Here is a 12,521-nt window from a genome sequence, read left to right as displayed (position 1 = left end):
GCCGGATAGTAAGAGATTATTGTCCGCGCCAATCGGGGTAAATAAATAACCGCAGAATTATGGAATTCCATAATTCTGCGGTTATTTTAATCCTATAAAAACGTTCTCTGTACTTTTTCCCAGAAAGAGTTGTTTTTTAATTTAACTGTTTTAATTTGTTTATCGCTTAAGCGTACAACAGCTTTTTCCACTTGTTTAATACTAAGCGCTTCGTTATCCATGCCGATAACAGGATAATCGTTACCGTCTGGTCTTAGTTTTAAAGTTAATGTACGTTCGTGATTTAAAATGAAAGGTGAACCGAGCGTACGGTAAGTGTTGTTGTTTAAAGATGCTAGTTCGCTTACTTGGAAACATGGGATAAGCGGGTCAACAACTGCACCATGCAATGATTTATTGTAAGCAGTACTTCCTGTTGGGGTAGAAACTACTAAACCGTCCCCTCTAAAAGTTTCGAAATATAAATCATCAACGTGAACATCTACAACGAATGTTTTAATAATGCTAGAACGTAATGAGAACTCATTTAAACAATGGAAAGATGTACTGCCATCTACATCTACCTGAATTGTTGGATATTTACGCACTTCAATTTCATTTTTTGTAATTTCTTGAAGGGCTGTATCAACGTGATCAATATGGAAATCGCAGTAGAAAGAAATTTCATCTTTCGTAGAAATCCCTGCGTATAAACAATCTTCTCTAAAACCAGTTTTACGAACGGCTTGTAAGAAGGTTGCATCATCTCCAACACTGACGATAGCGTTTGCATTTTTTGGATGATCTAATATGGTAAATCCATTCTCTTCTAAAATACGATAGATTGGTTTCATTTTTTCAACGAGCGTTGCTTTGTCATCACCATAAAAGAAAAATAAATTGCGACGATCTGCCATTATGTATCCCTCCACTGCAGTTAAATTTTCTGTTTTTCGTGCTACATATCATTAGAGTCCGTTCCCTGATGATATGTTCAAATAATATATTTCGATATAAATTGTCAAAATACCTTTTTATTTTTAGAAAAATTTTTATATTCAATCTTATAGAACCCTGTTTAATGATGAATAAAGTTGTCGATAATGGGTACGGAGTGAAAGGATGATACGTATGAAGTGGTTCGTAATTGGAATAATAATTCTTCTTCTTTTTATTTTGTTTATACTATTGTCGAAAATAAAGCTTAAGGTGACATTTTTATATTCAGAAATGGAAAAGCAATGTTTGCTTCAAGTGAAAATATGGATGATTCGATATACATTTGATGTGTTGGAAAGAATTGAAAAACAGCAGAAAAAGACAGGACAGAAAATCGAAAAAGCTGAAGAGGACGGCGGACTCGATAATAAAATTATGGCGCAACTTGACAGCATTGGTGAACTGATAAAAAAGCTTCAAGAAGTTCATACTATTGTTAAAGATTTTCTCAAACGAGTGAAAATCAATGGTTGGAAATGGCATACACAAATTGGAGCAGGCGACGCAGCTAGTACTGGAATTGTCACTGGATATGCATGGGGGACAAAAGGTATGGCTGCTGGAGTTGTCGGACAATATATGCATATTGTCGATGTACCAGAATTTGAAATTACTCCTGTTTTTCAAGGGAAAGGATTTGCGTCAAGATGTGAGTTAACAGCATCTTTTCGGATATTCCGCACTATAAAAACAGCGGTGAAATTGCTCATATTTATGAGGAAGCAAAGATCTGGTATGACAGAAAAATCTGTTCAAGCATAGGGGGGATATAGAATGGACCATCCAATTCAAGGTTTAATGACAACCGCAATGCAGCATTTAAAACAAATGACTGATGTAAATACCATTGTTGGTGACCCAATTAAAGCGGCAGATGGAAGTGTAATTCTTACTGTTTCGAAAGTAAGTTTTGGATTTGCTGCTGGTGGAAGTGAATTTGGTAAAGTAGAACATTCAGGCCGCCATCCATTTGGCGGGGGAAGTGGTGGAGGAGTTTCTATTAATCCTGTTGCCTTTCTTGTTATAAATGGAGATGGTGTGAAAGTATTGCACTTAGATAAACAAACACACGTCATCGATAAAATAATTGAATTAGCTCCACAAGCTGTTGATAAAGTGAAAGAAATGATGGATAAACGAAAAGAAGATGATCCTGAATTTCAAATTTAACGAATAAAGAAGCTAATCAATAGGTTAGCTTCTTTAATTTTTTTGTAAATAAAGCGATTTTATTTGCATTATCGATAGGGACAAACTATCATTTACATTGTACATATTTTGTTTAAATAAGGGAGGATTTTCAAGTGGCAAACGTAACTTTTAAAGGTAATCCAATGACTTTAGTTGGAACAGAAGTTAAAGTTGGCGATCAAGCGCCAAACTTCCAAGTATTAGCAAACGACTTATCTCCAGTAAGTTTAGAAACATACAAAGGTGAAGTGAAATTAATTAGTGTTGTACCTTCAATCGACACAGGTGTTTGTGATGCACAAACACGTCGTTTTAACCAAGATGCAGCAGGTATTGAAAACGCGAAAGTATTAACAATTAGCGCTGATTTACCATTCGCTCAAAAACGCTGGTGTGCAGCAAACGGTTTAGAAAATGTTGTAACACTTTCTGACCACCGTGACCTTTCATTCGGTGAAGCTTACGGCTTAGTAATGAAAGAGCTTCGTTTACTTGCTCGTGCAGTATTCGTAGTAGATAGCAACGACAAAGTAGTTTACGCAGAGTACGTAAGCGAAGGTACAAGCCATCCAAACTATGAAGCAGCATTAGAAGCAGCTAAATCTGCGAAGTAATGTGAAGGAAATGACCTCTTATAAAGAGGTCATTTTTTCTCATATATTGCTCTGTAACGGCATCGATATATGAGAAAAAACGTTATATCATATATAACTTAAAAGGGAGCTCTTTACAGGAGGTCGCTTTTTCTTTTTGGAAAAAAACACTTTGTGGTATGATATAAGTTATGTGTAAAAGAGAGAAGGAGGAATGTACGTGAGTCAGACAGTAGAAACATTATTTTCTATTTTTGATTCTTCTGCGGTAGTTTTACGTAAAGAATTAGATGTAACATATTTAGAGGCGCTTGTAGAGACAGGTGATAACTTGTTTGAGGGAGCGATTTTACAAGAAGAATTATCCGAATCAGCAATTGAAAGGCTGAATCGTGAATATAGTACGTTTAATGAAGAAACATATAAAGGTGAAGAAATTCGTAAAGCATTTCAGTTAGCCATCTTAAAAGGAATGAAAGAAGGCGTACAAGCGAATCATGAAATGACACCTGATGCAGTTGGTATGTTTATGAGTTATTTATTCCATAAATTTATGCAAGGGCAAAATGAAATTACAGTTTTAGATCCTGCAATTGGAACAGGTAACTTAATGACTACAGTGTTTAATAGCGCCAAAGAAGGACTAACAATGAGTGGATTTGGTGTAGAAGTGGATGAAGTGCTAATTAAACTTGCTTTAGTAAATGCAAATTTACAAAAGCATGCAATCGAATTCTTCCATCAAGATGGACTAGCACCACTTTATATCGATCCAGTTGATGCAGTCGTTTCAGACTTGCCAGTTGGTTATTATCCAAACGAAATCGGTGCAAGTGAATATAAATTAAAAGCAGATGAAGGAATGTCATATGCCCATCACTTATTTATTGAACAAAGTGTGAAACATACGAAAGAGGGCGGGTACTTATTCTTCTTAGTACCAAACTTCATTTTTGAAAGTGACCAGGCACCAAAATTACATGCATTTATTAAAGAAACATGCTTTATTCAAGGGTTATTACAGCTTCCTGTTTCCATGTTTAAAAACGAGAAAAATGCAAAAAGTATATTTGTTCTCCAAAAGAAAGGCGCTAATGTAACAATGCCAAAACAGGCGTTATTAGTGGAGTTGCCTAAATTCTCTAACATGAAGGCGATGGAAGACATTATGGATCAATTAAATACTTGGTTTGCAACACATAAATAAAGCTAGGTATATGTAACAGCATTAGTGATTCATGTAGTACAGTTTTATATAATATGTCATATTTTTAAATATATACAAGATTTAACTGAATTTTTTTGAAATCTGTAATATATATTTTTTCTTGGTGTTACAATTTTTTCACTTGAAATATATGTCGGACGATGTTTAAATTAAAATCGTGAGTATAAAATTTGCTAATGATGAAACGTTTTCATATTTAGTGAATTTGATCAGATAAAATCGAGCGGTTTGTGGAAACATCCACACAACTACCAAGAGAAAAAGGGGCGAAAGACTAGATGTCAAAAATCATCGCGATTAACGCAGGAAGCTCTTCCTTAAAATTCCAATTATTTGAAATGCCAAGTGAAACAGTATTAACAAAAGGTTTAGTAGAACGTATCGGTTTAGAAGATAGTATCTTCACTATTACTGTAGATGGCGAAAAACAAAAAGAAATTACAAACATTCCAGATCACGCAGTAGCAGTTAATATGCTTCTAAAAAAATTAACTGAAAACGGAATCGTTAAATCTCTAGATGAGATTGGCGGTATCGGTCACCGTGTTGTTCACGGCGGCGAAAAATTTGCTGACTCTGTTTTAATTACTGATGAAGTATTAGCTGATATCGAAGAATTAAGCGATTTAGCACCACTTCATAACCCAGCAAACGTTGTTGGTATTAAAGCATTCCAAGAAGTATTACCAAACGTACCAGCAGTAGCAGTATTCGATACAGCATTCCACCAAACAATGCCGGAATCTGCATTCCTATACAGCCTACCATATGAGTACTATGAAAAATTCGGCATCCGTAAATACGGTTTCCACGGAACTTCTCATAAATATGTAACTGAGCGTGCGGCTGAATTATTAGGTCGTCCAATTGAAAGCTTAAGCTTACTTTCTTGTCACTTAGGTAACGGTGCAAGTATCGCAGCAGTAGAAGGCGGTAAATCTATCGATACTTCTATGGGCTTCACTCCACTTGCTGGTGTAACAATGGGTACACGTTCTGGTAACCTTGACCCTGCGTTAATTCCATACATCATGGAAAAAACAGGCCAAACAGTAGAAGAAGTAGTTAACGTATTAAACAAGAAGAGTGGTATGTTAGGTCTTACTGGTTACTCTAGTGACCTACGTGACATCATTGCGAAAGAAGAAGAAGGCGACCACCGTGCGAAAGTAGCACTTGATGTATTCGTAAGCCGTATCCACAAATACATCGGTTCTTACACTGCTCGTATGAAAGGTGTAGACGCAATCATCTTCACAGCTGGTGTAGGTGAAAACAGTGCGATTATTCGTGAGCGCGTATTAGAAGGCCTTGAGTACATGGGCGTATACTTTGATGCAAAACGTAATAACGTATTCGGTGAAGAAGCATTCATCAGCTTCCCACACTCTCCAGTAAAAATTATCGTAATTCCAACTGACGAAGAAGTTATGATTGCTCGTGATGTACTACGTCTTGGAGATATTGGTTAATATATGAAAAGAAAGACGAGATCCTATAGGATTTCGTCTTTTTTCTTTTGGATGTATTTTAAAACTCCATCCGGATATAATATTTTTTCTTTCTGAATGAATGCCGTAATAGGAATCCATTTCGCATACGCTACTGTTTCCTCATCTTGTATATTTAATATTTTCATTTCATATAGTGACGTGTCTAATAAACGCAAAGAATATAGTTGAATGATTTCATGACCAATGTCTCCATCTAGATGAAAGACATTTTCTAAACAACCTAAATAATTGGTGATTTCCACTTCTGTATGAAGCTCTTCCCTAAATTCACGAATAACGGTATGTGCTGATTGTTCACCAAGTTCAATTGAACCACCAAGAGGTCGGTAAAATGTTTCATCGGCTGAATGATATTCTTGTACGAGAAGACGCCCGTGATGTATAGCAATGCCAAAAGCCTTTGCACGTGGATACATATACAATCACTCCTTATTTTTTTGTATAAGGAAGATTATAATGTGTTTTGTAGTAAAGGTGTCATGTATTTAAGAATATGGTCTAATCATAATTCCATCAAATAAGTTTTTCCAAAATGCTTCATTGTATTGGTATACATCCATAATAGGACATTTCATAACGCAAACACGTTGTAATCCCCAATCTTCTTGGGTGATAGTTGGTATATCGGCAGGAATTAGTAACAAGACAGAGAATGTATGTGTAACGATTTGAGATAAAATTTGTTCTAGGGAACATGCTTCTTCATATGTTCCTCCAGTTCGAATAAATAATATGGATTCTGCCGTTTCAATTGTAGCTAGAAAACGATTAATACGATGTTCATAGTTTAACTTAATTTCTGTATAAGAAGGCCAAGAAGTTGGTGTGTTTACATCTGTTTTAAAGTCATGACAGGAGTCAATTTCATAAAGGTTGTCCCTTAATCTTAATTTTGCATCATCATCCCAAAATGAGATGAAGGATAAATTTTCGAAATTTAAAAAGCGGTCAAATCGATTTTGTAATAATACATTCACTTTTTCTAATGAGGGGCTTAGCATAAAATCAATAACGCCAAAAAATGGTGATAATTCTAATTGATATAATGCCCAAGCAGGCCAGCAGTTTTGTCCTAAGCTGAATACCGCATTATATTCTTTTTTTATATCGGATAGATTCATGTGATTTATCTCATCCTTTTTGTTAATATTTTATGCCATTCAAAAATGGTATGTGAATAAAGATAGACAAGCATATTTGCAAAGAATAAGCAGAAATATGTTACAATAGAAAAAAATCGAACGAGGTGGTTGTTACGATGCGATCGAAGCGAGAACAAGCCATTTTAGACAATATAAAAGAATGGGAAGCGCAATTAGTTGAGCAAGAAGCGACCGATTTTCAAAAAGTGTTTGATAAATGGTTACATACTACAGTTGCGAAATTACCTGAGAAAAAGCGAAAAGAATTCTTCACGAAAGCAGATGGATGGCTCTTTCATTTGCATGCATTTATTCAAAGTTCACAAGCACAGTTAGATGCACGTAATCGGATTTTAGGAACATCAAGATTATTTGATGAATCGATTGAACAGCTTGAAGATTTGAAAGCATTATCTATTGATCAATTAACATACATAGCAGAGCAGCAAACAGCACGTCATCGTCTATATTCATTTGTACAAGGCGGGGCAACAGGTGCTGGAGGTTTATTATTATTAACGGCGGATTTTCCGGTTATGATCGCGTTAAATGTGAAGGCAGTCCAACTTATTGCAACATCATTTGGACATGATGTGAACAAGCCGTATGAAATGATGCTTGCGTTAAAGGTGTTTCATGCGTCATTACTACCAGGAAGACTTCAGCAATATGCATGGTACAATTTATTGCAAGAGCTGGAGCAGGAAGATTCGTTCTTTTACGAAGGAGACGAAGCAGTGCTACAAACAGCTTCTACTGAGGTTGTGTTAAAACAAATTTTGAAGACATTTTCGATTTATGCTCTTCGTCGTAAATTATTCCAAGGTATACCGGTAATTGGAATGGCAATTGGATCTACAGTGAATTATCGTTTAACAAGAAACGTTACTGAATTTGCAAATAGATTTTATCAAGTGCGCCATATAGTCGAGAAAGAAAAAAGAGCATAAAAAAAGCGAGAGGCCGAAGCCTTTCGCTTTTTTTAATTTGTTGCATGTTTTTTGGACATTGGAACAGATACTGGTTGTTTTTCTGCTGTTTTTTCTGTTTTTGGATAATAAATTAAATCCAATGTTTTTGCCTGTACGGCAATCGAAAGAATAGTAAAAGCAATTTCTGTCCAATTTAAATAATATAATGAAAGCGCAAGAACAATCGCGTCAAAGACGAAGAAAATTTGCCCAATTGTAAAACGAGTTCGTTTACTTAATACAATTGTTAAAATATCGTCTCCACCGGTTGCACCGCCAAATCGCAATATAAAACCGAGTCCAATACCAGCTAACGCACCGCCAACTACTGCAGCTATAAATAAGTTATTTGATAAATCTACCGTAAATGGAGAATAATTTTCCATAAAGGAATAAAATACTCCGAATGAAATTGAACCTAGGAATGAATAACCAACCATTTTTCTACCTAAAAATGAAGCGCACAGTAAAATAATTGGGATATCCATTAATACAGTTGAAATAGATGGTGAAATATCATAAAAGTTTTGAATGAATAGTGCAATTCCTACAAAGCCACCTTCTGTTAAGTGGTTTTGGAAGTGAATGTGATATAGCGCTGCTGCTAAAATAAATGAACCGATTAAAACCATAAAAATTTCTTTAATAATTTGCCGACTTTGGATGTTCCTCATCGTTATTCCTTCTTTCCGTAGTTAGTAGTCCTTTTTGTGTTGTAAACTAACTACGAGCTCACATGTAGCTTTCAGTTAGTTTACGAAAAAACTAACTACGCTATATGTCGCTGAAGAAATAACGAATAATCCTCTCGTCCATCAATTCTCCCTACCTTCGTTTTAGTTTAAGTCTTAAAACGACTAAACAAAACGTGGAGTAGGATTCGTCATTTAGCAATCCTGCTCTTCTTTGTTTTGTTTAGTTAGTAACAATTAAGTCCTAAACAAAACGCTATGTGTAAGAAGAGTCTTTTTTTTGCCAAATTATCCTTCGGGCAATCATAATTTCCCCACTCTCGTATTTTTTTCGCTAGACTAAAGTATCTGAGCTGAAAAATACGCTACGTGTATGATTCGTCAATACGATGCCACATGCTCCTTCGAGCGATCATGATATCAAAATCCCTTCCTTCAAGATTTATACTATTATATCATACTTTTAAAAAATGTATGCGGATGGAAACCGACAATAAACGGAGGGAATCTACAAAAAATGTTATGTTTAAATATTTTTGTAGAAAAGCCTAAGTTATTTCGGAGGATTGGACAGTTTGTAACGGTTTGTCCAATAAGTAAGAAAAAAAGGGTTTTATTCCGTTGTATTCTTTTCATCACTTTTATCTTTAAAAAACGCATCCCAACTAATCACACTTAAAAAAGTTAAAGCGATAATAACGAAAGCACGCATAAGCTGTAGACCTCCTTTTGTACATAGTATATGAATCATTCGATTCGGAATGTGTCATTTTTTTACAAGTCTTAACTATTATGAGAGTATATTAATATAGATAGATGAAGGGGAGAGTGAAGGTATGCTAAAAGGAATGTTCAAAAGAAAAGAATTAATATGTATTTCATGTCAGAAAAAAATTCAATATGAAGAAGAGCTTGTTGCTTTTGTAAAGTTGCCGAAAGAAAGAAGTATATTAGTTGGCCCTTTTGATGTGTGTTTGGCAAAAACAGCACAAGAGATATATTGTAAATCATGTTACGACAAAAAAAGCATGACCCAAAGTAATTGAGGGGCATGCTTTTTTCATTGGTGTGCTTTCCCCTCAGATACATTTTGAGTGAGTCGATACCAAAGCCAAAGGTCATTAATGATGGAAGCAAGATCGGCAATTTCTGAATTTAGTTTACAAGAAACTTCGAAGTCTTCTTCGTTATTTAAATAATGTTGTTTTGTATTAATATAGTGCTCAAGTTCTTTTATACGATCAGGAATTTTCCCGCGAACTTGTTCCCATTTTAGTAAAATAGCATGTTGCATTTTTTCGGGGATTTCTTCCCAGTCTTCTTGTAAATGCGGAATTTCAATTCCTAGATGTTCATCGTATAAGAAATACTTTTCCATAAGTTCACCCCCGTTTTCCTGCTTATATTGTACAGAAAAACAGAAAGAAGTTCGACGAAATTGTTTGAAAAAATTTGAAAATGACTCTTGATACATTATGTGAAAGGTGGTAAAGTGTGAATTATTATAAAAGAAAATGAATATTTATTCTTTAGGGGGATGCAAAATGGAGAAGAAAAAAGTTGTATTAGCATATTCTGGAGGTCTTGATACTTCCGTTGCAATTAAATGGTTACAAGAGAAAAATTATGATATTATCGCGCTTTGTTTAGATTTAGGGGAAGGTAAAGACTTAGGGTTTGTAAAAGAAAAGGCACTTTCAGTAGGTGCAATTAAATCATATATGATTGATGTTCAAGAAGAATTCGCGAATGAATATGCATTGATGGCGATGCAAGCACACACTTTATACGAAGGGAAATACCCTCTTGTCTCTGCATTATCTCGTCCGCTTATTGCAAAGAAATTAGTAGAAATCGCAGAACAAGAAGGTGCAACTGCAGTTGCACACGGATGTACAGGAAAAGGAAATGACCAAGTTCGTTTTGAAGTTTCTATCCAAGCATTAAATCCTTACTTAGAAGTGATTGCGCCTGTACGTGAATGGAAATGGTCACGTGAAGAAGAAATTGCATATGCAAAAGAAAACGATGTACCAATTCCGATTAATTTAGATAGCCCGTTTTCAATCGATCAAAACTTATGGGGACGCAGCAACGAATGTGGAATTTTAGAAGATCCATGGGCAGCGCCGCCAGAAGATGCATATGAGATGACATTGGCGTTAGAAGATACACCGAATAAACCAGAGTTTGTAGAAATCGGATTTGAAGCAGGCGTACCGACTACTTTAAATGGCACTGCATATTCACTTGCAGAATTAATTAAAACGTTAAATGCGCTCGCTGGAAAACACGGCGTTGGACGTATTGATCACGTAGAAAATCGTCTTGTCGGTATTAAATCTCGTGAAGTATACGAATGCCCAGCAGCAATGACGTTAATCACTGCGCATAAAGAGTTGGAAGATTTAACACACGTAAAAGAAGTAGCACATTTTAAACCAGTGATTGAACAGAAAATAACAGAACTTATTTATAACGGTTTATGGTTCTCGCCTTTAAAACAAGCGCTTCATGCATTTTTACAAGAAACGCAAAAGAATGTAACAGGTACAGTGCGTGTGAAATTATTTAAAGGTCATGCGATTGTAGAAGGACGTAAATCTGAGTACTCTTTATACGATGAAAAATTAGCAACATATACTGCCCAGGACGAATTTAATCATGATGCAGCAGTTGGATTCATTTCATTATTTGGTTTACCGACGAAAGTATACAGCCAAGTGAATCAAAAGAAGGTGGAAGCGTGAGCAAACTTTGGGGCGGACGTTTTACAGAAGAAGCGGAAGCATGGGTTGAAGAATTTGGAGCATCCATCTCCTTCGATCAACAATTAGTAAATCAAGATATAAACGGGAGTATTGCACACGTCACGATGCTAGCAAAGCAGAGCATCGTGACGAAAGAAGAAGCAGAGAAAATAAAGGTAGGTCTTCAATATTTATTGAAAGAAGCAAAAGAGAATAAGCTACAATTTTCAGTAGAAGCAGAAGATATTCATTTAAATATCGAAAAGATGTTAATTGAACAAATTGGCGAAGTAGGAGGGAAACTTCATACAGGCCGAAGCCGTAACGATCAAGTGGCAACGGATATGCATTTGTATTTAAAAGAAAAGGTAGAACATATTATAAAAGCTACAAAGCAATTGCAAACTGTTCTTGTTCATCAAGCAGAAAATAATATTGAAACGATTATGCCTGGCTATACGCATTTGCAACGTGCCCAGCCGATTTCATTTGCTCATCATATTCTCGCTTACTTTTGGATGTTAGAGCGTGATGTAAATCGTTATGAAGATTCGTTAAAGCGTATTAATATCTCCCCATTAGGAGCAGGAGCGCTAGCTGGGACGACATTCCCGATTGACCGAGAATATAGTGCGGAGCTTCTTGGATTTAATGGAATATATGAAAATAGTTTAGATGCAGTAAGCGATCGTGATTTCATACTGGAGTTCCTAAGTAACTCATCTATGCTTATGATGCACTTATCGCGCTTTTGTGAAGAACTTATTTTATGGAGTAGCCAAGAGTTTCAATTTATTGAAATGAGCGATCAATACGCAACTGGAAGCAGCATTATGCCGCAAAAGAAAAACCCGGATATGGCGGAACTAATCCGTGGTAAAACAGGCAGAGTATACGGTAATTTATTCAGTTTACTTACAGTAATGAAAGGATTACCGCTCGCTTACAATAAAGACTTGCAAGAAGATAAAGAAGGAATGTTTGATACAGTAAAAACAGTAGAAGGATGCCTTCATATTATGGGGGGCATGCTTGAAACGATGACTGTAAACAAAGAAAAAATGGGGCAAGCTGTGACGCAAGATTTCTCCAACGCAACAGAAATTGCCGACTATTTAGCAAACAAAGGACTACCATTCCGTCAAGCTCATGAAATTGTTGGGAAGTTAGTGCTACATTGCACACAAAAAGGAATTTATTTATTAGATGTCCCGCTTGAAACATATCAAGAAATGAGCTCTTTATTTGAAGAAGATTTGTATGAAGTTCTTTCACCATATGCGGCTGTAAAGCGTCGTAATAGTGCTGGTGGGACAGGGTTTGAACAAATCAAAAACGCTTTGGAGAAGGCGAAGGGGTTAACGAAAGAATTTATTAAGAATTGAGTTGGGAAGTACGCCAGTCTAGTAAAGTCTGGCGTACTTTGTTTTTTAATAATATTTAAGTTACAATATAGTAAAAA

The 12,521-nt window shown here is 35.7% G+C and carries 14 protein-coding genes; 9 read left to right on the top strand and 5 right to left on the bottom strand.

Features of this window, described 5'->3' with window-relative positions; translation table 11 throughout:
• Window positions 1-92: 92 nt before the first annotated feature.
• Complete coding sequence (locus tag NST86_RS23775) at window positions 93-896, bottom strand: NAD kinase (RefSeq protein ID WP_000785177.1); 804 nt, start codon at window positions 894-896, stop codon at window positions 93-95.
• A 205-nt stretch (window positions 897-1,101) separates the two neighbouring features.
• Here NST86_RS23775 and NST86_RS23770 point away from each other — a divergent pair, with 205 nt between their 5' ends.
• The 5 genes from NST86_RS23770 (at window position 1,102) to ackA (ending at window position 5,462) form a co-directional block, all read left to right on the top strand.
• On the top strand, window positions 1,102-1,740 hold the full coding sequence (locus NST86_RS23770; RefSeq protein ID WP_002098024.1) for a DUF2953 domain-containing protein: 639 nt from the start codon (window positions 1,102-1,104) through the stop codon (window positions 1,738-1,740).
• Window positions 1,741-1,752: 12 nt separating this feature from the next.
• Window positions 1,753-2,148: a GerW family sporulation protein gene (gene ytfJ / locus NST86_RS23765; RefSeq protein ID WP_000350003.1), complete on the top strand. Its 396-nt coding sequence runs from the start codon at window positions 1,753-1,755 to the stop codon at window positions 2,146-2,148.
• Window positions 2,149-2,282: 134 nt separating this feature from the next.
• Entirely contained in the window at window positions 2,283-2,783 is a 501-nt protein-coding gene (gene tpx / locus NST86_RS23760; protein ID WP_000024525.1) for a thiol peroxidase, read from the top strand.
• Window positions 2,784-2,982: 199 nt separating this feature from the next.
• The gene (locus tag NST86_RS23755) at window positions 2,983-3,969 is read left to right on the top strand and encodes a class I SAM-dependent methyltransferase (RefSeq protein ID WP_000084367.1); all 987 of its coding nucleotides are present in this window, start codon (window positions 2,983-2,985) and stop codon (window positions 3,967-3,969) included.
• 299 nt (window positions 3,970-4,268) lie between these two features.
• Window positions 4,269-5,462 (top strand): acetate kinase, encoded by a 1,194-nt coding sequence (gene ackA / locus NST86_RS23750; protein WP_000034575.1) that lies wholly within the window; start codon window positions 4,269-4,271, stop codon window positions 5,460-5,462.
• A 23-nt stretch (window positions 5,463-5,485) separates the two neighbouring features.
• Here the strand turns inward: ackA and NST86_RS23745 are convergent, their stop codons facing one another.
• Together NST86_RS23745 and NST86_RS23740 are read right to left on the bottom strand one after the other, a co-directional pair.
• The gene (locus tag NST86_RS23745) at window positions 5,486-5,920 is read right to left on the bottom strand and encodes an NUDIX hydrolase (protein WP_000283468.1); all 435 of its coding nucleotides are present in this window, start codon (window positions 5,918-5,920) and stop codon (window positions 5,486-5,488) included.
• Window positions 5,921-5,989: 69 nt separating this feature from the next.
• Window positions 5,990-6,625, bottom strand: a complete 636-nt coding sequence (locus tag NST86_RS23740) for a DUF1796 family putative cysteine peptidase (protein WP_016118718.1) — start codon at window positions 6,623-6,625, stop codon at window positions 5,990-5,992.
• A 137-nt stretch (window positions 6,626-6,762) separates the two neighbouring features.
• On the opposite strand from NST86_RS23740, the gene NST86_RS23735 reads away from it, so the two are divergent.
• Entirely contained in the window at window positions 6,763-7,596 is an 834-nt protein-coding gene (locus NST86_RS23735) for an EcsC family protein (RefSeq protein ID WP_001256853.1), read from the top strand.
• A gap of 32 nt (window positions 7,597-7,628) precedes the next feature.
• Here NST86_RS23735 and NST86_RS23730 read toward each other — a convergent pair whose 3' ends face one another.
• Window positions 7,629-8,291, bottom strand: coding sequence for a YitT family protein (locus NST86_RS23730; protein ID WP_001244515.1), 663 nt, complete (start codon window positions 8,289-8,291; stop codon window positions 7,629-7,631).
• An 854-nt stretch (window positions 8,292-9,145) separates the two neighbouring features.
• On the opposite strand from NST86_RS23730, the gene NST86_RS23725 reads away from it, so the two are divergent.
• Window positions 9,146-9,355 (top strand): hypothetical protein, encoded by a 210-nt coding sequence (locus tag NST86_RS23725; protein ID WP_000911986.1) that lies wholly within the window; start codon window positions 9,146-9,148, stop codon window positions 9,353-9,355.
• A 14-nt stretch (window positions 9,356-9,369) separates the two neighbouring features.
• Here the strand turns inward: NST86_RS23725 and NST86_RS23720 are convergent, their stop codons facing one another.
• Window positions 9,370-9,687: a hypothetical protein gene (locus NST86_RS23720; RefSeq protein WP_000417218.1), complete on the bottom strand. Its 318-nt coding sequence runs from the start codon at window positions 9,685-9,687 to the stop codon at window positions 9,370-9,372.
• Between the two features lie 166 nt (window positions 9,688-9,853).
• Between NST86_RS23720 and NST86_RS23715 the strand changes: the two genes are divergently transcribed.
• Together NST86_RS23715 and argH are read left to right on the top strand one after the other, a co-directional pair.
• Window positions 9,854-11,059, top strand: a complete 1,206-nt coding sequence (locus NST86_RS23715) for an argininosuccinate synthase (protein WP_016118716.1) — start codon at window positions 9,854-9,856, stop codon at window positions 11,057-11,059.
• Complete coding sequence (gene argH / locus NST86_RS23710) at window positions 11,056-12,444, top strand: argininosuccinate lyase (protein ID WP_000041290.1); 1,389 nt, start codon at window positions 11,056-11,058, stop codon at window positions 12,442-12,444. The genes NST86_RS23715 and argH overlap by 4 nt, the downstream gene beginning before the upstream one ends.
• Window positions 12,445-12,521: the final 77 nt, after the last annotated feature.

Origin of the sequence: Bacillus sp. FSL L8-0199, assembly GCF_038005705.1 — a bacterium.
In the GTDB taxonomy this organism is placed as follows: Bacteria; Bacillota; Bacilli; order Bacillales; family Bacillaceae_G; genus Bacillus_A; species Bacillus_A cereus.
This window is presented reverse-complemented; position numbering and strand designations above follow the sequence as displayed.

Bases quoted from the DNA above. Each gene is read 5' to 3' on its own strand.
- ackA (WP_000034575.1), top strand. From the start codon at position 4,269: ATGTCAAAAATCATCGCGATTAACGCAGGAAGCTCTTCCTTAAAATTC.
- ytfJ (WP_000350003.1), top strand. From the start codon at position 1,753: ATGGACCATCCAATTCAAGGTTTAATGACAACCGCAATGCAGCATTTA.
- NST86_RS23715 (WP_016118716.1), top strand. From the start codon at position 9,854: ATGGAGAAGAAAAAAGTTGTATTAGCATATTCTGGAGGTCTTGATACT.
- NST86_RS23735 (WP_001256853.1), top strand. From the start codon at position 6,763: ATGCGATCGAAGCGAGAACAAGCCATTTTAGACAATATAAAAGAATGG.
- NST86_RS23775 (WP_000785177.1), bottom strand. From the start codon at position 896: ATGGCAGATCGTCGCAATTTATTTTTCTTTTATGGTGATGACAAAGCA.
- NST86_RS23730 (WP_001244515.1), bottom strand. From the start codon at position 8,291: ATGAGGAACATCCAAAGTCGGCAAATTATTAAAGAAATTTTTATGGTT.
- NST86_RS23740 (WP_016118718.1), bottom strand. From the start codon at position 6,625: ATGAATCTATCCGATATAAAAAAAGAATATAATGCGGTATTCAGCTTA.
- NST86_RS23720 (WP_000417218.1), bottom strand. From the start codon at position 9,687: ATGGAAAAGTATTTCTTATACGATGAACATCTAGGAATTGAAATTCCG.
- NST86_RS23770 (WP_002098024.1), top strand. From the start codon at position 1,102: ATGATACGTATGAAGTGGTTCGTAATTGGAATAATAATTCTTCTTCTT.
- NST86_RS23725 (WP_000911986.1), top strand. From the start codon at position 9,146: ATGCTAAAAGGAATGTTCAAAAGAAAAGAATTAATATGTATTTCATGT.
- NST86_RS23745 (WP_000283468.1), bottom strand. From the start codon at position 5,920: ATGTATCCACGTGCAAAGGCTTTTGGCATTGCTATACATCACGGGCGT.